This is a genomic window from Candidatus Methylopumilus rimovensis (assembly GCF_006364615.1).
In the GTDB taxonomy this organism is placed as follows: domain Bacteria; phylum Pseudomonadota; class Gammaproteobacteria; order Burkholderiales; family Methylophilaceae; genus Methylopumilus; species Methylopumilus rimovensis.
The window spans coordinates 1,190,443-1,211,745 of the sequence record NZ_CP040986.1 but is presented as its reverse complement, the minus strand read 5'-3'; the positions used below and the strand labels follow the sequence as shown (position 1 = coordinate 1,211,745).

Sequence of the window (21,303 nt, the reverse complement as noted above, 5' to 3'; positions counted from 1 at the left end):
TCAAGGAATTATTAGCCTAAGCAACACTTAAAAAAACAAACCTGCTCATCGCAATATTTGTTAAAGAATAGGCAGATCTTTAGTTTTGTGCAAGCACTTCATCGATTTGATGTTCGATCGATGAAATTTTATGGCGGAATTGAGATATATCTAGACCGTCAGAAGAATTTTGATTAAGAAGTTCATTGGTAATGTTGAGGGCTGCCATGATGATGATACGGTCGATACCTACAATTGTCCCTTGAGATTGAATGAGATCAATTTTTTGATTTAGGTATTGTACTGAATCTAATAAACTTTTTTCTTGGCCCTCTGGACAAGCGATAATGAATTCACGTGCCATGATCGTGACCGTTACATTTTTTGAGCTCATCGATTTTCCTCAGGCAGTTGCCTCATCATTTTTTCAAGACGAAGACTTGCTTCTTTCATATTGGATTGAAGTTTTGTGAGCGTAGCTTCAGAGGAAGCTAGTCTTGTTTCGAGCCCCTTATTTTTTTCTTGTGCAGATTCAATTAAGCTGATGAGCTGCTTAATTTTTTTCTCTAGTGCGATGAGTTGAGCTTCCATACCTTCACTATAGTTTAAAGAATTGAAGTGCGTCAATAGTGCTTAACGAAATTAAATACATCATGATTTCTTTTTGGCTCTAGGATGTGCTTTATCGTAAATGTTGGCAAGATGTTGAAAGTCTAAATGTGTATAAACCTGAGTCGTACTTATATTTGCATGACCTAACATTTCTTGAACGGCCCTCAAGTCTTGGCTCGATTGTAAAACGTGTGAAGCAAAACTGTGCCTTAATAAATGAGGATGCACGGTACTATCAATACCCTGTTTGATGGCCCACATTTGAATACGGTACTGAATAGCACGCGCTGACATGCGTTTACCACGCTCAGAAATAAATAGTGCATCAGTAGATTTCTCATCTACCTTAATTGTTGCGCGTTTTTCAATCCACGACTGAATAGCATGAATCGCTTTTTGCCCTATCGGAACTATGCGCGTTTTATTACCTTTACCTGTGACGGTAATCACACCTTCTTGAAGATCAAGATCATTAATATTAACGTTCACTACTTCACTTAAACGCAATCCAGATGAATAGAATAATTCTAGGAAAGCTTTATCTCTTACTCCTAATAAAGTTGAGTCATCAATCGAAATGAGTTTGACCATCTGCTCGATTGATAAAGTTTGTGGCAAGGTCTTGGCACTCTTAGGCGCATGAACATCTTTAACAGGATTTTCTTTAAATTGATGGCGCTCAATAAGGTAGTCAAAAAAACCTCGCCATGCAGATAGCATGCGGGCGATAGATTTACCGTGCAGTCCTTGGCTATTAAGTTTAGCGCTTGCGCGCCTAATATCTTGAATGGTGATCGACTCAAAACGGTCATGCTCGACGAGTGTCACAAGTTGAATTAGATCGTGTGTATAACTTTTAATAGAATTATGGCTTAGCCCTTTTTCAAAGGTGAGGTAATCAATATAACTTTTTTGGAAGTGATTATGTTCCATAAGATTTAAGCGATCTCAATATCTCCCTCGAAGAGGGTTACGGCCGGACCTTTCATCATGACAGGATTTGTATCACCTCTCCAATCAATAGATAATGACCCCCCTAGCATATCAACTTTCACAGGGGAGGTAAGTAGATGACGCTTAATCCCTGACACTACTGCAGCACACGCCCCAGTTCCGCAGGCGAGCGTTTCACCCACACCTCTTTCAAAAACACGTAAACGAATATGATGTGGTGTTACAATTTTCATAAATCCAACATTCACACGTTTTGGGAAAAGCGGATGTGATTCCAAATAAGCACCTAATGTTTTAACGCGAGCCTTATCAATATCTTCAACTGTAATCACTGTGTGCGGATTACCCATAGATAATACAGCTACATTTATCATTTCTTTTTGATCTGGCAACTCTATAGAAATAGAGTATTCATTTTTTTCTGTATCTGAAATAAATGGAATCAGTTTAGGATTAAAAATGGGTGCGCCCATATTTACTTCAATCATATGTTCGTGGTCTTCAGTCAATGTAATGACACCAGATTTTGTTTCAACGCGAATCAATTCTTTTTCAGTTAAATGCTTATCTTTTACAAATCGATAAAAACAACGCGCACCATTACCGCATTGTTCTACTTCACTACCATCTTGATTAAAAATACGATATTTGAAATCAACATCTTTGAGTGTTGAACCCTCAACCACCAGAAGCTGATCAAATCCAATACCGAGTTGTCGATGAGATAAAGATTGAATCTTCTCTTGCGTTAATTGGAAAGGAGACTTTGTATGATCAAGCACTATAAAGTCGTTACCAATTCCATGCATCTTTGTAAAATGAAGTTTCATAAAATGATTGTCTCTTATTTATTTGGTTTTTTAAACCGCTGATAATTCCAAAGATACTGACTGGGATGTTTTCGAATGAGCAATTCAAGTTGATCATTAATGCCTTGAGGTGAATGATCTGACCCGAGGGGCTCAATAAAGACTTCATATCCTTGACCCTTTGAAAGCCTGTGACCAAAACCAATCAGGACAGTGGCTTTTGATGATTCTGCAAGTTTCGAAACAAGCGTCATTGTATAGGCGGGTGTATTAAAAAATTGAGCCCACACACCCTGGCCCTCATTGGGCACTTGGTCGGGCAATATGCCAATGGCTTCACCTTTTTTTAATGCTTGCATTAATTGTTTTACACCTTGGATGTTAGCTTCAGCAAGATGAATGTGTGAGTGACGTCTGCCAGATATAACAATATTGGCTAACCATTTTTGTTTTGGACGTTTAAAAAGAACAGTGATGGGATAAAAATGTGCATAGTACTGAGCGGTAATTTCAAAACAGCCAAGATGAGGTGTTAAAAAAATAATACCTTTTTTCTTTTTGAGCGCAGCTTCAACATAGTTCCACCCATAACATTGCTTGACCCAGCGAAAATTCTTTTGAGGGGTATTAAACCAAATAGCAGGTGCTTCCATTAGGCACTTTCCGATTTCGCGAATTGCCAATGATGTGAGTTTTTTTAAATCGTTTCTATCCAATGAGGCAAAAGCACGTTTTACATTTGCATCGATACGTTCTTTAAATCGATGATCAAATTGATAAGCGATCCTTCCAAATAACCCTCCCAGTCCATGCAGCATAAAGAGAGGTAATTTAAAGAATATAGCAATGAAAGATAAGAGAAGTCTTGATAGCATAATTGTATTTAATCGCGATATTTTGCTATTCTAAACGCTTTACGTAATTTAAAACTTGGAAAAAACTATGAGTGAGTATTTATTTACCTCAGAATCTGTTTCTGAAGGTCATCCAGATAAAGTAGCCGATCAGATATCTGATGCGATTCTTGATGCTATTCTTGAACAAGATCCAACAGCACGTGTTGCAGCTGAGACTTTAACAAATACAGGCCTTGTGGTTTTGGCAGGCGAGATTACGACTACCGCGAATGTGGATTATATTAAAGTAGCGCGCGATACGATTCGCTATATAGGGTATGACAATACGGATTACGGCATTGACTATAAAGGCTGTGCAGTTCTCGTTGCTTATGACAAGCAGTCACCTGACATTGCGCAAGGTGTGGATGGTGCTTTAGATGATCCTTTAGATCAAGGCGCTGGCGATCAAGGCTTGATGTTTGGTTATGCTTGTGATGAAACAGCACAGCTAATGCCTATGCCCATTTGGTTATCCCATCGATTGATGGAAAGACAGTCCTACTTAAGAAAGGATGGCAGGCTTCCTTGGCTACGTCCTGACGCTAAAGCGCAAGTCACTTTAAAGTATAAAGATCATAAACCTTATTCGATTGATACTGTGGTTCTCTCAACACAACACGATCCAGAAGTCTCACTAGAGACCATTCGCGAATCAGTGATTGAGGAAATTATTAAACCCATTCTGCCTAAAGAGCTCATTAAAGGCGACATCAAGTATCTTGTAAATCCTACGGGTCGATTCGTGATTGGCGGACCTCAAGGTGATTGCGGACTCACCGGACGTAAAATTATTGTAGATACTTATGGCGGTTCCGCACCCCATGGTGGCGGTGCTTTTTCAGGCAAAGATCCTAGTAAGGTGGATCGATCAGCAGCGTATGCTGCGCGCTATGTTGCTAAAAATATTGTGGCTGCAGGATTGGCCTCTCGTTGTTTAGTGCAAATTTCATATGCGATTGGCGTGGCAAGGCCGACTTCAGTGATGCTTGAAACTTATGGTACAGGCAAGATTTCAGACGATCAATTGACCGCATTGGTGCTCGAGCATTTTGATTTAAGACCTAAAGGTATTGTAAAGATGCTTGATCTGTTGCGCCCTATTTACAAGAAAACCGCGGCTTATGGACATTTTGGTCGCGATGAACCAGAGTTTTCATGGGAAACAGCAGATAAAGCTCAAGCCCTTAAATCCGCAAATTAAATATTTGAACTTTAGTAAGTATTTGAGTCCTAAATACTTTTAATCTATAATGCAATTCTTCTGAGGAACGCTGCGAGATTTTTTCATAAAATCCCAGGCTCAGATTACAAGTTTACTTGTAAACGGCGTTCACCAATTTATAACCGTGCCAGTCACGGGGTGTTGGTGGATACCGAAACATCCCAGCTGGTCACTTAGCATTCAAAAGGAATTTAAAATGAATACAGTGACTAACCAAAATTTAAATACACAAGACTATCTCGTTGCCGATATTAATCAGGCTGATTTCGGTCGAAAAGAAATCGCTATTGCAGAAACTGAGATGCCGGGACTTATGGCTATCCGTGAAGAATATGCAAAAGAAAAACCATTAAAGGGTGCTCGCATAAGCGGATCATTGCATATGACGATTCAAACAGCTGTGCTCATCGAAACACTTAAAGATTTGGGCGCTGAAGTGAGATGGGCATCTTGCAATATCTATTCAACCCAAGACCATGCTGCTGCTGCAATTGCTAAGAGCGGTACACCTGTTTTCGCCTTTAAAGGTGAAACGCTTGATCAATATTGGGAATATACACACCGTATTTTTGAATGGAGTGATGGCGGCTATACCAATATGATTCTAGATGATGGCGGCGATGCAACTTTACTTCTCCACTTAGGTACGCGTGCAGAAAAAGATGCTTCAGTTATTTCCAAACCTTCAAGCGAAGAAGAGATTTGTCTCTTTAACTCAATTAAACAAAAATTAGCAATAGATCCTCATTGGTATTCTGTGAGACTTAAGCACATTAAAGGTGTGACCGAAGAAACCACTACAGGTGTTCATCGTTTATATCAAATGCATAAAGAAGGCAAATTAGCTTTCCCTGCTATTAATGTGAATGATTCAGTGACCAAATCTAAATTTGATAATCTTTATGGTTGCCGTGAATCATTAGTAGATGCTATTAAGCGCGCAACGGATGTCATGATTGCAGGTAAAGTGGCGGTTGTAGCTGGATACGGCGATGTAGGCAAGGGTTCAGCACAAGCACTTCGTGCTTTATCAGCTCAAGTGTGGGTAACTGAAATTGATCCTATTTGTGCGCTTCAAGCTGCGATGGAAGGATATCGCGTGGTGACTATGGATTATGCAGCAGAGCATGCAGATATTTTTGTGACAGCGACAGGTAATTATCATGTGATTACCCGTGACCATATGTCGCGCATGAAAGATCAAGCAATTGTTTGTAATATTGGCCATTTCGATAATGAGATTGATGTTGCATCATTAAGCGATTGCAAATGGGAAGAGATTAAACCGCAAGTAGATCATGTCATTTTCAAAGATGGCAAACGCATCATCTTGCTTGCAAAAGGTAGACTTGTGAATTTAGGTTGTGGAACAGGTCATCCAAGTTATGTTATGAGCTCATCTTTCGCGAATCAAACAATCGCTCAAATTGAATTATTTGCGCATACTGAAAAATATCCTGTGGGTGTTTATACTTTACCGAAACACTTGGACGAGAAAGTAGCTCGCTTACAATTGAAAAAATTAAATGCACAACTTACAAACTTGTCAGAAGTGCAAGCTAAGTATATTGGAGTTAAAGAAGAAGGCCCTTACAAACCTGAGCACTACCGCTATTAATAATGGCTAAAAAAGTTTCTTATAGTTTTGAGTTTTTCCCTCCCAATACACCGGAAGGGATAAAAAACTTAGCAGATACGCGTCAGCAGTTATCCACATTCAAGCCTGAATTTTATTCAGTGACATTTGGTGCGGGTGGCTCAACACGCGATCGAACTCTTGAAACAGTATTGGAAATAAAAAATGAAGGTTTTAATGCAGTGCCTCATATTTCAGGCATTTCATCGACAAAGATAGAAATTAAAACTTTGCTTAATCAATATCAGCAACATGGCATTAAGCATCTCGTGGCTTTGCGAGGTGACGTCCCTCAAGGTGAGGTACCAAGTGGAGAATTTAAACATGCGAATGAATTAGTAAGCTTCATTCGGCAAGAAACTAATGATTACTTTCATATTGAGGTGGCAGCCTATCCGGAATATCATCCTGAGGCTACCTCGGCACAAATAGATATTCAAAACTTTAAAAATAAAGTGGCCGCTGGCGCTAATTCAGCTATTACACAATTCTTTTTTAATGCCGATGCCTATTTTAGATTTATGGATGAATGTTTGATTGCAGACATTGATGTGCCGATTATTCCAGGCGTGATGCCCATCTACAACATTAAGCAATTAGCTCGTTTTGCCTCAAATTGCGGTGCAGAGATACCTCGTTGGCTTCGAATTAAATTAGAAAGCTACGGAGACGATTTGCCCTCCTTGAGATCATTTGGTGTAGACGTTATATCTGAACTTTGTGAAACATTGGTTAGTTGGGATGTACCGAGCTTGCATTTCTACACCTTAAATCAAGCGGGGATTATTTCCCGCATCATTCAAAATATAGAAGGCAACTAGTGTAAAACTAAGTTGTGATCTTGATAGATTGCATCTTCTATAAATAAGAAGTCTTTTTCACGGCCTTCATTCCAAAGAGCCATCATGACAATCCAGCGCATTTCTTCGATATTAATATGTTCTTGTTTGAGCGCCATAGCACGATCAAGAATAATTTCTCGTTCATTTGCATCCAGCACTTTAGCTTGTTCAAGGAACAATACAAATCCAAGACTTTCAGCGCTTATCTTTTTTTGTTCGGTATCTGAGAACATACGATAGCCCAGGGAAGAGCAAGCACTATTTTTTACAGGAATAGCATTTGTCATCGCCTTTAGCTGGTTAAACCAAGTAAAAGCATTTTCAATGTCTTGATTATCAAATCCTGCAGCTTCAAGCTCTGCTGTAATACTTTTAAAGTCAGGTAAATTTTGTGTGCTGAGATAATTTTCAAACATATAGATAAGCAGTTCTAGCATAAAGATTCCTTTACGATAGTGAATGAAAAATGACTTAGAAGTAAGTGAAAGCTAAATGAATTTGAGTCAGGTAATTGAGCTATTAGCAAAGTATAATATTCTTAATATGTCTAATAAGTTTAAGGTGTTTAAACCTTGTAGATAAGTTATCAGCAATAAATAAAATAATCAACATTTATGGCAATTTTAAATATATTAAATTATCCTGATCCGAGACTGCATACCATTGCAAAACCCATCGAAGTTGTGGATAACTCAATTAGGAAGCTTATCGATGATATGGCGGAAACGATGTATGCTGCACCTGGCATAGGATTAGCTGCAACCCAAGTCAATCGCCATATTCAATTAATTCTGGTAGATATTTCGGAAACAAAAGATAACTTAAAGGTTTTTATTAATCCCAAAATTATTGAATCATCAGGACAGCAATCATATGAAGAAGGTTGCTTGTCTGTGCCCGATGTGTTTGATTCAGTCACACGCGCTGAGCGCATTAAGGTAGAAGCGCTTGATCGAGAAGGAAAATCTTTTGAGCTCGAAGCAGAAGGTTTATTAGCCGTTTGTATTCAGCACGAAATGGATCATCTTTTAGGTAAAGTATTTGTAGAATACCTATCCCCGTTAAAGCGTAACCGCATCAAAACAAAAATGAAAAAGCGTGCTAAAGAGCATGAGGTTAATGCTTAAATTTAGTGAGTCTATATCTTGAATTCCTTAAAAATCATTTTTGCTGGCACCCCAGATTTTGCTGTACCAGCTTTGCAGGCTCTTCATGATAAAGGTTATGAGGTTGCAGGCGTATTAACTCAGCCAGATAGACCATCAGGTCGAGGCTTAAAGCTTCATCCAAGCGCTATTAAATTGAAAGCTAATACATTAGGTATTCCTGTTTATCAGCCTTCAGAATTAAAAAGTAAAGAATCCTACGAAATGTTAACTGCCATTGATTTTAATGTGATGATTGTGGCGGCATATGGACTCATCATTCCCCAAGCTATTCTAGATTTGCCCTCGCTAGGTTGTTTTAATATACATGCGTCACTCCTCCCTAGATGGCGAGGTGCTGCACCTATTCATCGTGCTATTTTGATGGGCGACGAATCAACAGGCGTCACTATAATGCGCGTCGTTCAAAAACTAGACGCAGGTGACATGATTAAAAAAACTAAAATTCAAATCAGTGAAAAAGATACAACTGAACAATTAACAAAAACGCTTTCAGTATTAGGTGCGCATTTAATGATCGAAGTGATGGAGGAGTTGAGGACAAAAGGTGAAGTTCAGTCGACACCTCAGGATGAGGCAAGTGTGACTTACGCTGAAAAAGTGACCAAAGAGGAATCGAAAATTGATTGGCAAGATACTTCTTTAGCGATTCTTCGAAAGATAAGAGCGTTTAATTCATTTCCAGTCGCGCAAACAGAATATCGTGAGGCTATTTGTAAAATATGGGATGCTGAGATTAGTAAAGATAGTGACAAGAATGCTAAGACAGGACAAATTATTAAGCTAGATGAATTTATTCATGTGAAGTGTGGTGAAGGGACTTTGCTAATTAAAGAGCTTCAAATGCCAGGAGGCAAAAGACTAAAATCTAAGGAATTTATTTTAGGACACCGACCTATTTTGGGAGACGTCTTCAAGTCGTAACTATTTTGCATCACTCTCAACTTATCGCAGCCGACTGTGTGTCTGAAGTTATAAAAGGACATAATTTAAATCATGTGTTTGACAGACATTTCGATCATCATTCTCACATTACACCGCAGCAAAAATCGATTGCGATTTTTTTGGCATATGGCGCTATTCGTTTTTTAGGTGAGAATCAATTTTTTATTCGAAAGCTCATTAATAAAAAAATAACAAATAAAAAAATTGAAGCCTTACTTTGTGTAGCTTTGTTTCAATTAAATCATGATCAATCTAATGACTTTACCATCGTGAATGAGGCTGTTGAGGCTGCTAAATTTATTAATAAATCCTGGGCAGGTTCTTTTGTAAATGGAGTATTGAGAAATTTTATTCGTCAAAAAGACAACCTAAAATCCGAATTAAAAAATGATGAAGAGGCTTTTTATTCATACCCTTTATGGTGGATTCAGCTCATTAAAGAAGCATATAACAAAGATTGGGAAAGCATATTATTGAATGGAAATAAGCATCCACCATTAACTTTAAGAATTAATGTAAGAAAAATTAATCTTAAGCAATACGAAGAAAAACTTAAATCTGAATCAATTGAGTATCGAGTTCTAGGAGATATTGCCTTAGAGCTAACCCAGCCTATCCCCGTAGAAAAAATACCTGGGTTTATAGAGGGTGAAGTATCAGTTCAAGATTTTGGTGCGCAACTTGCTGCAAACCTTTTGGATCTTAAAGATGGTCAAGTTTGTCTGGATGCTTGCAGCGCTCCCGGAGGTAAAACGGGGCATATGTTAGAAATTGCTGACATCGAGTTGGTGTCGATTGATCAACAAAAAGAACGCTTATATAAAGTAAAAGAAAATTTAGAGAGATTGCAGCTTCATGCTCATCTGAAATGTGCAGATTTAACAGCGATTAAGTCTTGGTGGAATGAAAAATTATTTGATCGCATCCTGCTTGATACGCCATGCTCTGCGTCAGGTGTAGTCAGGCGACATGTAGATATTAAGTGGTTAAGAAGACCTCGTGATATTGAGATGTTTGCTAAGCAACAAAAGATCATGCTGCAAGCTATGTGGCAGTTATTAAAAAAGGGTGGTAAATTACTTTACGCGACATGTTCTATCTTTCCTGATGAAAATCAGAGGGTTATTGATGACTTTATTAAAGAACATAGTGACGCAAAAGAAGTAAAATGGTCAGTCGATTCGAAATATAGTAAATATGAAAATCAATTAATACCAAGCGAAAACCATGATGGATTTTTTTATGCATTATTTGAAAAAAATTAAACTAAGTATCTTTTTTGCTATTTGGATGAGCTTGTTTTTTTCTTCATCCATTATTGCAGCCGATAATAGTTTGATTATTAAAACTGCCGAAATTAATAATCAATTTGAAGCATATTTTTTAAATGCTGAATTTGAACTATTTTTTAATGATGATTTAGATGAGGCAATCAGAAAAGGTATTCCCATTAATTTTATTATTGAATTTGAATTAAAAAAGCCTAGAAAATATTGGTTCGATGAAGAGGTTACTAAAAAAACTAAAGAAATAGTGTTGAGCTACCATGCGCTATCTAAGCAATTTATTCTATCCGAATCCGAAAATCGCCTTGTTGCTTTTGATAACTTAACCCAGGCAAAAAATGAACTTAAAAAAATAAAAAATTGGCGTATTTTTGATAAATCGCAAATTGATGATACTGATAAGTACTCAGCTTATCTGCAAGTTAAATTAGATCAGACTAAACTACCAAAACAACTACAAGTTGACATAACAAGTAATCAAGAATGGCAATTAGCCTCTAAACAATTTCAATGGATTTTTATAAATAATAAATGAGATATCTAATAGCTATTGCTGGTTTAGTTGGTGCATTACTCTTATTCCTTTTGTCAAAAGCAAGCTCAAGTTCAGATTTTATTTCAGGCAACTCTTACACCATTGTTCTTGTATTAAGTGTTGTTTTTATTTTTAGTCTGATTGCAATTATTGCAAATCAGATTAGGAAATTATTCGCAAATATAAAAAAAGATGTCATAGGTAGTCGTTTATCCATGCGTCTTGTTATTTCCTTTTCGCTTATGGCAGTTATACCAGGTTTAATTGTATATTTAGTTTCTGTGAATTTTTTGACGCGTTCAATTGAGTCGTGGTTTAACGTGAAGGTTGAATCAGCTTTAGATGGGGGCTTAAAGTTAGGTCAAAAAGCTTTAGACATTATGTTGACAGACCTAGAATTAAAAGCTGAGCGTATGGCGCTAACGCTATCATCTATGCCTGTAACATCCCAATATGGGGCGCTCAGTGATCTTCGAGAAAAGTCCGGCGTACAAGATGCTACAATCATTTCCGATCAAGGAAGAATTATTGCTGTATCGAGTAATGATGCAGAATCATTTTTACCTGCGCTCCCAACGTTAATTCAATTAAAACAGGCAGACAATAAAGTCTACGGGAAAATTGAACCGATTAAAAATAAAGGACTTTATCTGCGAGTATTGGCGCCGATCAATGGAGCAGCAGTTTCCAATGAAAGATTAGTTCTGCAAATTTTACAGCCTGTCCCAGACTCACTAACAACAATTGCAGAATCAGTAGAGGCAGTATTTCAAGATTACCAGAAACTTTCTTATAGTCGAGATTCATTGAAAGTGATTTTTTCAATTACATTAACGCTTGTACTCATGCTTGCCATATTAACTGCTGTAGCAATTGGATTTTTACTTAGTAGAAAATTATCAGAGCCTCTTGCCTTGCTTGCTGAGGGTACAAAAAAGATTGCAAAAGGTAATTTTAAGACGATGCTCCCTGAAAAAGGTAAAGATGAGCTAGGTGTTTTAGTGAGATCTTTTAATAGCATGACAAAGCAATTAGATCAGGCCACACAAACATCAGAAAATAATCAGATAAGACTTGAGTCTGCTCGGTCATATCTTGAAACTGTATTAGCTCATTTATCTTCAGGCGTGATCGTTATTAATGATGCCATGGAGATTAAATCATTCAATATTGCCGCTTCTAAAATATTGCAGGTTGATTTATCAAAAAATAAAGACAAATTAATAACTTCAATTTCAATTAAGAATAAATTCTTAAAAGATTTTGTTGCTGGCATTCAAGAAGAAATTAAAATTTCTAGCAAGAAAAAACAAGCGGAGATCATTAAGCAATTTGAAATTAAATATGAAAAAAATAACCAAGTACTTTTGCTACAAATTACTCCGTTACCACAGAATAAACTTAATAATTTCGTTTTAATGATAGATGATATCACTATGATGATTCAGGCTCAAAGAGATGCAGCATGGTCTGAGGTAGCAAGGAGACTTGCTCATGAAATTAAAAATCCACTTACACCTATTCAGCTTTCAGCTGAAAGAATTAAGCATAAATTAGAGGCTAAATTAAATAAAGACGACACAGATGTTTTAAATAAAGCTGTCGCAACTATTGTCAATCAGGTTGATGCAATGAAAACAATGGTAAATGAATTTAGTGAATATGCGCGCGCACCAAAATTGAATCTAGAGTTAACAAACATTAATAAATTTATTAAAGAAATATCTTATTTATTCGAAAACTCAGGAATTAAAATATCAACTAAATTATCAAAAGATTTACCTGAAATAAAAGTAGACGTGAATATGATGAGACAGGTGCTTATTAATCTTATTCAAAATGCTCAAGATGCTATGACAAATAATACAAAAAAACCAATTATCCAAATTAATACGAATAAGCTGAAAAATTATATAGCACTATCGATCGAAGATAATGGCCCTGGATTTACGATGGACATATTAAAAAAAGCATTTGAGCCATATGTTACAACGAAGTCGCATGGTACAGGACTAGGCTTGGCTATTGTAAAAAAAATCATTGAAGAGCATGACGGTCTCATCACTATTGAAAATGTAAAAAGTGGCGGCGCTATAATTAATATTCAGCTACCAATATCTAAAAGTAAATAATCATGAGTGCAAAAAAAATTCTGGTAGTTGATGACGAATTAGGCATAAGGGAGTTACTCAGAGATATTCTTGTCGACGAGGGGTTCGAAATTTTTGTAGCTGAGAATGCTACAGAAGCTCGAGAACTTAAGAAAAATAAATTACCTGATTTGATTTTATTAGATATATGGATGCCTGATTGCGATGGCATTACTCTTCTTAAAGAGTGGGTAAATGAAAAATTCCTTACCAGTCCGGTAGTGATGATGTCAGGACATGGAACCATTGATACTGCTCTAGAAGCAACTAAAATTGGCGCGTTTGATTTTCTTGAAAAGCCCATTACGCTCCAGAAGCTATTAAAAACTGTGAATGAAGCACTCAAGCATGCAAATAACCTTCCTAGAATAGACATTAATTTATTAAACATTGGTAAAAGCCAAGTTATACAAGATCTTAAAAAAAGGCTTGATAAAATAATTTCCTTAAAAACACCCCTACTTCTTGTGGGCCCACAAGGTGGATGTGCCAAAATTTGTGCACAATATCTTCACCCAAAAAATCAACCTTGGGTTGATGTTAAGGACTTTGAGGTCATTTCGAATGCACCTACTGATCTTCTTGATCAACATAGAGGCGGATCTATCTTTCTAAATGAAATTTCTCACTTAACTAAACCTCAACAAAAGGGTTTAAATTTACTGATTAGTAAAGCCGCTAATTATGATGTAAGAATTATCTGTGCTACTTCAAGATCCCTTGTGCAAGGAAACGAAGTTGATTTTGATGAGCGGATCTTAAATGAATTACTACCTGGATCATTACTGCTACCATCAATTAATGATCATAAAGAAGACATTCCAGAGCTGGCATCATCTATTTTGACAATGTACCTTGCAAAATCTGATAAGTCGGATTATAAAGTTTTTGATGTTGCTGCATTAAATGCGATGCGCGCTATGAATTGGATAGGTGATATAGAGGAATTAGAAAGTTTTATATTTAATTTAATGCAAACTAGTTTGCTTGAAAAAATTACTGCAGATGATGTTAAGCGCGTTTCAAACCAATTTAATTTATTGCATGATAAAAATAAGTCTTCTAAGAAGACTAAAGATAATAAAGATCAAGGCTTAGATGATATTTTTAATAAGCCATTAAGAGATGCACGAGATGATTTTGAAAAAATGTATTTTAAATATCATTTAAATCAAGACGATCAAAGTATGGCAAAACTTTCTGAAGTTTCCGGCGTTGAAAGAACTCATCTTTACAGGAAACTAAAACAGCTTGGAATCAAGGTAAAGTAGATTAAATTTCTATGATGACGGGTGTATGATCCGATGGACGCTCTGATTTTCTAGGTTCTTTATCAATAGCAGACATTGTTACTTTATTTATTAAATTCTTATTTGTGAGTATGTGATCAATTCGCATGCCAAGATTTCTTCTAAAGCCAGCCATGCGATAGTCCCACCAGCTATATTGAATTTCAGAAGGATTCATTGCTCTAAAACTATCTGAAAATCCTAAATCAATGATTTTTTGAAATGCTTCCCGTTCTCTCTTGCTTACAAGAACATTATTTTTCCAGGCTTCTGGATCATGGCAATCTATGTCTTGAGGTGCAATATTAAAGTCACCAGCAATAATGATATCTGGGTGAGATAGCATTTCATTTTTGAGCCATAAAGTGAAATGCTTTAACCAGTCAAGTTTATAAAAGTATTTATCAGAATCTACAGATTGACCATTAGGGACGTAAACACAAACTATTCTGATCTTTCCATGATTTGTATTTACTGTTGCGGCAATCATTCTTTTTTGGCCATCTTCGAAACCAGGAATATTATTTTGAATATCAAGAAGCTCATACTTACTTATGATTGCGACACCATTGTAGGTTTTTTGTCCATTGTGGATAGATTTGTAACCTAAGGCATTGATTGCTTCATGAGGAAATTTAATATTTTCTTGTTTTGTTTCCTGAAGTAAAAGAAGATCAGGTTTTGCTTTCTTAATCCACTCTTCAACCTGACTTAGTCTTACAGTGAGAGAATTTACGTTCCATGTTGCGAGTTTCATAAAGCTTAAGCCATGCCATTATGTCTGAGCAAAGCGTCAACTGAGGGTTCCCGTCCACGGAAAGCTACAAAAGACTCCATGGCAGGCCTAGATCCACCTTTTGATAAAATCTCATTTTGAAATTTTTGGCCGGCATGACTTGATAAGATGCCTTGTTCTTCAAATAAGCTGAAAGCATCGGAAGCCAAAACTTCAGCCCATTTATAACTGTAATAGCCGGCCGCATATCCACCGGCAAAAATATGAGAAAAACTATTAGGAAAGCGATTCCAAGAAGGGGGTCTTACAACGGCAATTTCATCACGAATAGTTTCGAGAAGCGTTATAGGGTTAATTTTGTTTTGATCGCTATATTCCGTGTGCAATCTTATATCGAATAAGGAAAATTCAATTTGTCTTAAGGTTTGCATGCCTGATTGAAAATTTTTAGCCTGGATCATTTTGTCAAATAAAGCTTTAGGTAAAGGATCCTTGTTATCAACATGTTCGGTCATATGTTTTACTACATCCCATTCCCAGCAGAAATTTTCCATAAATTGACTAGGCAATTCAACGGCATCCCATTCAACACCTTTAATGCCAGAAATACTGTAATCATCAACTTTAGTTAACATATGATGCAGTCCATGACCAAATTCATGAAAAAGAGTAATTACATCATCATGAGAAAATAAAGCCGCTTTATTATCAGATGGGGAAGAAAAATTACATGTCAAAAAAGCAACTGGGTGTGATGATTCTAGAGAATTTTTATATCGAGATATAGCTTCATCCATCCACGCACCCCCACGTTTGTGGTTGCGTGCATATAAATCCAAATAAAATTGACCTACCAATTCATCATTTTCATTTTTTATTGAGTAAAAACTTACATCATTATGCCAAGTAGGAGCATCTGATTTCGTAATTTTTAATTTAAAGATTGTTTCAACTACTTTAAACAAGCCCTTCAAAACACGATGCTCAGGAAAATATTGTTTAACCTCATTTTCCGAAAAGCTATATTTGGCTTGGCGAAGTTTTTCAGATACATAAGCAACATCCCAAGCTTCTAATTTTTCAATATTTAAGGTTTTGGAAAAAGACTTAAGTTCGTCCATATCTTTTAGAGCAAAAGGTTTTGCTTTGTTTGCTAAATCCATGAGAAAACCTATAACTTCCTCACTCGATTTTGCCATTTTTGTAACAAGCGACATCTCAGTGAAATTTTCAAAGCCAAGTAGTTTTGAAGATTCATAACGAAGCTCGAGTATCTCTTCTATAAGTCTTGTATTATCAAACTTAGGCGATGCGAGTTCAGACGCGCGGGTAGCATAAGCATGATATAGCTTTTCACGTAAACCTCTGCTGTCAGCATATTGCATAACTGGAAGATAAGATGGGAAGTGAAGGGTAAACTTATAGCCTTCTTTTTTATCTTCCTTGGCTTCAGCAAAAGCTTTTTTAATATTTTCTTCAGGAATGCCTCTTAGTTCATCAAGATGATCCACAAAAATGGAAAATTCATTGGTGGCATCTAGAATATTTTCCTCGAATTGAGTTGAAAGCTTAGCAAGCTTTTCTTGAATAACTTTAAATTTTTTCTTATCTTTTTCATTAAGTTCCGCACCGCCTAATTTAAATTCGCGTAAGACATTTTCAATGATCCGCTTTTGAGATGGTGTGAGTGAATTAAATAACTCGCTATTTTTAAGGGATTGATATTTCTTATAAAGGGATTCATCTTGAGAAAGATTTGTATAAAACTCAGTTAATTTTATAAGATTATCGTTGTAAGATTTTCTTAAATTTTCCGAGTTTACAACTGCATTGAGGTGCTCAATTTGACCCCAAGCCCTAGAAATTTTCTCACTTATAATTTCGATCGGTTCTACAAAGTTTATCCATGAAGCAGTTACGCTCATTTCCTTAAGAGAATCAATTAAGGTATTAGCTTCTTTGAGAATACTTTCAATGGCTGGAGAAATATGATCGGGTTTAATTTGATCAAATAGTGGAAGGCCTTCGCGATTTAAGACAGGGTTATTCATGATGGTTTAAAAGTTATGATTTAACTAGATTGATTAATCTTTTTAAGTAAAGTTTCAATTTTATCAACTTCATTTAGGTTAAGTAACTTAAGAACCGAAGCCTTCATATTTTTGATTGAGCTAGTTAAAACCTGTTGTTTGACACTTAGGATATGTGAAGGATGCATAGAGAGTTGTTCAACGCCCATAGCAATCAATAATTTGGTAAGTTTGGGCTCGCCTGCCATTTCACCACAAATAGCGATAGATTTCTTGTATTTATGTGCTGACTTTATTGTAAGAGCTATTAATTTCAAGACAGCAGGATGAAGTGGATTGTATAGATGAGATACTGCGTCATCTGTGCGATCGATTGCTAGCGCATATTGAATTAAATCATTAGTGCCGATTGATAAAAAGTCTAACTCTTGAGCGAAAATATCTGCACTGATTGCGGCAGCTGGTATTTCAATCATGCCGCCAATAAGAATATTTTCATTAAATTTTATTTTCTCTTTCCTTAAGCTCGCCTTTGCTCTTTCTAGAATAAGTTTAGTTTGCCGAAGTTCACTTATACTGCTTAACATAGGAAAAAGAATTTTAATATTTCCAAATTGAGACGCTCTTAAAATAGCTCGAAGTTGGGTCATAAAAACTTTAGGCTCAGATAAGCATAATCGGATCGCTCTTAAACCTAATGCTGGGTTAGGACTTATTTTTTTATTGTCCAAAGCTGTTTGTTTGTCAGCGCCAGAATCCAAGGTGCGAATAGTGACAGGTCTTTTACCCATGGCTTCAGCAACTTTCTTGTAAGCTTGAAATTGCTCTTCCTCATCTGGCATATCTTGCCGATTCATAAATAAGAATTCTGTTCTAAATAAACCAATACCACTCGCTCCTGAAGCATTAACCGAGATAATATCGTTTGGAACTTCAATATTTGCAAAAAGGTGAATTGTGGCTCCATCTTGAGTGATTGATTTTTTTGTTTTGATACGCTGTAGTTTTTCTTGTTCGTTATCCCATGAATCCTGAATTTTCTTATAATGTTTTTGAATTTCATGGGTTGGATTAACAATTACAACACCTTCTGTACCATCAACAATAATTAAATCATTGTCGCGTATTAAAGATCGGGCATTTTGCAATGCTACGATTGAAGGAATATTTAAACTCCTTGATAAGATCGCGGTATGAGAAGTAACACCACCCCCATCCGTAATAAAGGCAGCATATTTATGGTTTTTGAAATGAAGAGCGTCTGCTGGTGAAATATCATGTGCTACTAAAATTGTTAATTTTTCTTTATTCTTTACTGCAATTTGGTTTGAATGGCCCAAAAGTATTTTAATAACTCTCTCGACAACTTGAATAACGTCTTGCTTTCTTTCTCTTAGATATTGATCTTCGATTTGATCGAATTGATTTACGACACTATCCATTTGTTTTTTTATCGCCCACTCCGCATTACATTTTTCATTTTCAATAATCGATTTTGGCAACACAGATAATGATTTATCATTAAGTATCATTATGTGAGTATCAATAAATGATCCTAATTCACCTGGTGCATCTGAAGGAAGTTGCGATTTTATTTTATTGAGTTCAATTCTTACGGTATTAACAGCGTCCTCAAATCTTTTAATTTCATGAGGAATATTTTTTAAATCAATATCGTATTGAACAACTTCAAGTAGTGCATTGGATATCAAATGTGCCTTGCCTATTGCAATGCCATTCGAAACACCAATGCCGTGAAGGCTAAAAGGAGTCATATAGGACTACTCCCCTTCTCCAAAATAATCATTGATAAGAGCAATAATAGAATTCAATGCATCTTGTTCGTCAGAGCCTTCGGTTGTGATTGTAATATCTGAACCTTGACTAGCCGCTAGCATCATTACACCCATAATGCTTTTTGCATTTACTTTTTTATTATTTTTTTCAATCCATATATCAGATTTAAATTGATTAGCAACCTGAGTTAACTTTGCGGAAGCTCTGGCATGTAAACCTAGTTTGTTAATAATTTTAGTAGAAGTTATTAGCATGTTTGATTAGATTGAATATGAATAATGCCATCCTGAGCGCCTTGAATTGCTTTAGCAATTAGAACATCAAAGGACTCATGTCGGTAGCTAATGCTTCGAATGAGCATAGACAAATTAACACCCGCAATCGCATTGACTTTGCCAGATTTAATTATTTTAGTAATAATATTACAAGGCGTTGCTCCAAAAATATCTGTAAGAATCAAAACGCCATCACCCTGATCTAATACATTAATTTTTTCTGAAATTTCCTTATACATATTTTCGTGTGCACAATCATTTTCAATCGTAAGAGAATCTAGAAGCTTTGGCCTGTCGCCTAGAACATGTATAGCACATTCAATTAGAGATTTTCCAAGTTCGCCGTGTGTAATAAGAAGGATGCCAATCATAAGTGTCTTAATGGTTAATATCTCTGTGGCGAATAATTACCTGAGATTTTGGGTTATAGAAATTAGTGAATAATTTATTTGCAATATAAACTGAGCGATGCTTGCCCCCAGTGCATCCAATAGCTATATGAAGTGAATGTCTTTGATCTTTTTTAAAAGAGCCTAGCCACTCATTTACAAAGTGATTGATATCTTGATACATTTTATTGACTTCATTATAGCCTTGAAAAAATTCTGCAACAGACTTATCTAAGCCAGTTAAATTTTTTAAATTAGACTCATAGTGTGGGTTCGGAAGACAGCGCACATCAAAAATAAAATCTGCATCAAGTGGGATGCCAAATTTGTATCCGAACGAACTAAATTGCAAGGCAAGATGATCTTCCTTTAACTCAATCAATTCGTTCAATGCTTTCTTTAATGCATTTACTGACATGCTGCTAGTATCAATTTTATAACCAATCTCAGCTAAAGGTGCAAGCATAGACCTTTCTTTTTCTATAGTTTCAGAAAGAGATAGCTTTTCGTTTGCAAGGGGATGTCTGCGTCTCGTTTCACCAAATCGTCTTACGATAGACTCGGTGGATGATTCTAGGTAAATCAACTTCGTTTTAATTGATAACGATTCAATTTCTTTTATAACGAAGGGTAATTTTTCAATATCAATACTTCTAATATCAACACTAATTGCAACCTTGTCTTGATGCTCATGATTTAGATGTTGTGAAATATTTGACAAAAGTGTGACAGGTAAGTTATCGATACAGTAAAAGTCATTGTCTTCGAGAGCATTTAAGGCAATACTTTTACCTGAGCCCGATAGTCCTGAAATAATAATGACTTCCATAATTAATGATCCAAACTTAATTGAAGGTTAAGTTTCTGAGACAAATGACTTATTGTGCTAGGCCCATTCTTGAGTAATATGTAATTTTTAACTGCCGTTTCAATCAAGAGGCTTATATGTCTTGTTTGAGTCATAGGGATTTCAATTTTAGGGATATTAATATCAATAAGTCTAAAAGTATTTACAGTCATTTCTAGTCTTGAACAATCAAGTTTTTTTCGGAATTTTTTTAATTCAATAACTAAAAAAAGTTTTTGTTCTAAAGCCACACTTTTACGACCAAACAATTTTTTAATATCGAGAATTCCTAGGCCACGAACTTCCATTAGATTTTTTAAAAGTGACGGAGCTTTTCCTATAATTTTATTTTTATCGTTTTTATAAAAAGACACACTATCATCAGCAATAAGTTTGTGACCTCTACTGATCAAATCAAGTACCACCTCACTTTTGCCAATACCTGACTTCCCAATAATTAAAATACCTTTACCTTTTATTTCAACAAATACACCGTGTGTATGGTTTGTAACTTCAGGGTCTTTGGATTTTAATGCAATTAAATTAAAGAACTTTGATAGATACATTATTCGATTGGTTGATGTTTTAAACCGCCCTGAACTCTGTGATGGTCTTTATGAACTTCTTTGTATTTAATGACTTGACGATCTAGCTTGTCTGAGAGTAAATCAATGGCACTATACATACTTTCACCTCTGCACTCAGCGTGGATATCACTCTTAGGGAGGTGAATTGTAGCTTCCGCAATATGCTCCAATTTATTAACGGTGAGAGTTACTTTTGCATCAATGACATGATCAAAATGGTGAAAAATTTTAGCTAATTTAGTTTGAATATATTCCTTTAATGACGGAGTAATTTCTAAGTGATGGCCAGTCAAATGAATATTCATGACGTTTCCTTAA

The 21,303-nt window shown here is 36.0% G+C and carries 23 protein-coding genes and 1 riboswitch; of the genes, 9 read left to right on the top strand and 14 right to left on the bottom strand.

Annotated elements, in window-relative coordinates; translation table 11 throughout:
• Positions 1 to 79: 79 nt before the first annotated feature.
• The 5 genes from FIT61_RS06345 to FIT61_RS06325 are packed head-to-tail and all read right to left on the bottom strand — an operon-like array spanning position 80 to position 3,229.
• Positions 80 to 373 (bottom strand): cell division protein ZapA, encoded by a 294-nt coding sequence (locus FIT61_RS06345; protein WP_139873935.1) that lies wholly within the window; start codon positions 371 to 373, stop codon positions 80 to 82.
• The gene (locus FIT61_RS06340) at positions 370 to 570 is read right to left on the bottom strand and encodes a hypothetical protein (RefSeq protein WP_139883833.1); all 201 of its coding nucleotides are present in this window, start codon (positions 568 to 570) and stop codon (positions 370 to 372) included. The genes FIT61_RS06345 and FIT61_RS06340 overlap by 4 nt, the downstream gene beginning before the upstream one ends.
• Before the next feature lie 60 nt (positions 571 to 630).
• Positions 631 to 1,524, bottom strand: coding sequence for a tyrosine recombinase XerC (gene xerC / locus FIT61_RS06335; RefSeq protein ID WP_139883831.1), 894 nt, complete (start codon positions 1,522 to 1,524; stop codon positions 631 to 633).
• Between the two features lie 5 nt (positions 1,525 to 1,529).
• Positions 1,530 to 2,375: a diaminopimelate epimerase gene (gene dapF / locus FIT61_RS06330; RefSeq protein WP_139883829.1), complete on the bottom strand. Its 846-nt coding sequence runs from the start codon at positions 2,373 to 2,375 to the stop codon at positions 1,530 to 1,532.
• Positions 2,376 to 2,389: 14 nt separating this feature from the next.
• Positions 2,390 to 3,229 (bottom strand): lysophospholipid acyltransferase family protein, encoded by an 840-nt coding sequence (locus FIT61_RS06325; protein WP_139883827.1) that lies wholly within the window; start codon positions 3,227 to 3,229, stop codon positions 2,390 to 2,392.
• A gap of 67 nt (positions 3,230 to 3,296) precedes the next feature.
• Here FIT61_RS06325 and metK point away from each other — a divergent pair, with 67 nt between their 5' ends.
• From metK to metF, 3 genes are all read left to right on the top strand, one after another.
• Positions 3,297 to 4,454: a methionine adenosyltransferase gene (metK, locus tag FIT61_RS06320; protein WP_139883825.1), complete on the top strand. Its 1,158-nt coding sequence runs from the start codon at positions 3,297 to 3,299 to the stop codon at positions 4,452 to 4,454.
• 56 nt (positions 4,455 to 4,510) lie between these two features.
• Positions 4,511 to 4,592, top strand: a riboswitch (S-adenosyl-L-homocysteine riboswitch).
• A gap of 79 nt (positions 4,593 to 4,671) precedes the next feature.
• A complete protein-coding gene (gene ahcY, locus FIT61_RS06315) occupies positions 4,672 to 6,093 on the top strand; it encodes an adenosylhomocysteinase (protein WP_139883823.1) in 1,422 nt (473 codons plus the stop codon).
• 2 nt (positions 6,094 to 6,095) lie between these two features.
• On the top strand, positions 6,096 to 6,932 hold the full coding sequence (metF, locus tag FIT61_RS06310) for a methylenetetrahydrofolate reductase [NAD(P)H] (RefSeq protein WP_139883821.1): 837 nt from the start codon (positions 6,096 to 6,098) through the stop codon (positions 6,930 to 6,932).
• On the opposite strand, the gene FIT61_RS06305 is transcribed toward metF, so the two are convergent.
• Positions 6,929 to 7,390, bottom strand: a complete 462-nt coding sequence (locus FIT61_RS06305; RefSeq protein WP_139873927.1) for a Smg family protein — start codon at positions 7,388 to 7,390, stop codon at positions 6,929 to 6,931. The genes metF and FIT61_RS06305 overlap by 4 nt on opposite strands.
• Before the next feature lie 177 nt (positions 7,391 to 7,567).
• Between FIT61_RS06305 and def the strand changes: the two genes are divergently transcribed.
• The 6 genes from def to FIT61_RS06275 are packed head-to-tail and all read left to right on the top strand — an operon-like array spanning position 7,568 to position 14,306.
• On the top strand, positions 7,568 to 8,080 hold the full coding sequence (gene def, locus FIT61_RS06300; RefSeq protein ID WP_139873926.1) for a peptide deformylase: 513 nt from the start codon (positions 7,568 to 7,570) through the stop codon (positions 8,078 to 8,080).
• 18 nt (positions 8,081 to 8,098) lie between these two features.
• Positions 8,099 to 9,043 carry a methionyl-tRNA formyltransferase gene (fmt, locus tag FIT61_RS06295; protein ID WP_139883819.1) on the top strand — a complete coding sequence of 315 codons (945 nt, stop codon included), beginning with the start codon at positions 8,099 to 8,101 and terminating at the stop codon, positions 9,041 to 9,043.
• Between the two features lie 5 nt (positions 9,044 to 9,048).
• Positions 9,049 to 10,329, top strand: coding sequence for a 16S rRNA (cytosine(967)-C(5))-methyltransferase RsmB (gene rsmB, locus FIT61_RS06290; RefSeq protein WP_139883817.1), 1,281 nt, complete (start codon positions 9,049 to 9,051; stop codon positions 10,327 to 10,329).
• Positions 10,316 to 10,885 (top strand): DUF4390 domain-containing protein, encoded by a 570-nt coding sequence (locus tag FIT61_RS06285; RefSeq protein WP_187351796.1) that lies wholly within the window; start codon positions 10,316 to 10,318, stop codon positions 10,883 to 10,885. Before rsmB ends, FIT61_RS06285 begins: the two co-directional genes overlap by 14 nt.
• A complete protein-coding gene (locus FIT61_RS06280; RefSeq protein WP_139883813.1) occupies positions 10,882 to 13,017 on the top strand; it encodes a sensor histidine kinase in 2,136 nt (711 codons plus the stop codon). The genes FIT61_RS06285 and FIT61_RS06280 overlap by 4 nt, the downstream gene beginning before the upstream one ends.
• A 2-nt stretch (positions 13,018 to 13,019) precedes the next feature.
• Positions 13,020 to 14,306, top strand: coding sequence for a sigma-54-dependent transcriptional regulator (locus FIT61_RS06275; RefSeq protein WP_139873921.1), 1,287 nt, complete (start codon positions 13,020 to 13,022; stop codon positions 14,304 to 14,306).
• Position 14,307: 1 nt separating this feature from the next.
• On the opposite strand, the gene xth is transcribed toward FIT61_RS06275, so the two are convergent.
• The 8 genes from xth to hpf are packed head-to-tail and all read right to left on the bottom strand — an operon-like array spanning position 14,308 to position 21,290.
• On the bottom strand, positions 14,308 to 15,081 hold the full coding sequence (gene xth / locus FIT61_RS06270; RefSeq protein WP_139883812.1) for an exodeoxyribonuclease III: 774 nt from the start codon (positions 15,079 to 15,081) through the stop codon (positions 14,308 to 14,310).
• 5 nt (positions 15,082 to 15,086) lie between these two features.
• A complete protein-coding gene (locus tag FIT61_RS06265; RefSeq protein WP_139883810.1) occupies positions 15,087 to 17,111 on the bottom strand; it encodes a M3 family metallopeptidase in 2,025 nt (674 codons plus the stop codon).
• A gap of 20 nt (positions 17,112 to 17,131) precedes the next feature.
• The gene (gene ptsP / locus FIT61_RS06260) at positions 17,132 to 18,865 is read right to left on the bottom strand and encodes a phosphoenolpyruvate--protein phosphotransferase (protein WP_139883808.1); all 1,734 of its coding nucleotides are present in this window, start codon (positions 18,863 to 18,865) and stop codon (positions 17,132 to 17,134) included.
• Between the two features lie 6 nt (positions 18,866 to 18,871).
• A complete protein-coding gene (locus FIT61_RS06255; protein ID WP_139873917.1) occupies positions 18,872 to 19,141 on the bottom strand; it encodes an HPr family phosphocarrier protein in 270 nt (89 codons plus the stop codon).
• Positions 19,135 to 19,533 (bottom strand): PTS sugar transporter subunit IIA, encoded by a 399-nt coding sequence (locus tag FIT61_RS06250; protein WP_139873916.1) that lies wholly within the window; start codon positions 19,531 to 19,533, stop codon positions 19,135 to 19,137. Before FIT61_RS06250 ends, FIT61_RS06255 begins: the two co-directional genes overlap by 7 nt.
• Positions 19,534 to 19,540: 7 nt before the next feature.
• Complete coding sequence (gene rapZ, locus FIT61_RS06245) at positions 19,541 to 20,380, bottom strand: RNase adapter RapZ (RefSeq protein WP_139883805.1); 840 nt, start codon at positions 20,378 to 20,380, stop codon at positions 19,541 to 19,543.
• Between the two features lie 2 nt (positions 20,381 to 20,382).
• Complete coding sequence (locus tag FIT61_RS06240) at positions 20,383 to 20,964, bottom strand: hypothetical protein (protein WP_139883804.1); 582 nt, start codon at positions 20,962 to 20,964, stop codon at positions 20,383 to 20,385.
• Entirely contained in the window at positions 20,964 to 21,290 is a 327-nt protein-coding gene (gene hpf / locus FIT61_RS06235) for a ribosome hibernation-promoting factor, HPF/YfiA family (RefSeq protein ID WP_139883802.1), read from the bottom strand. Before hpf ends, FIT61_RS06240 begins: the two co-directional genes overlap by 1 nt.
• Between the last annotated feature and the right edge of the window lie 13 nt (positions 21,291 to 21,303).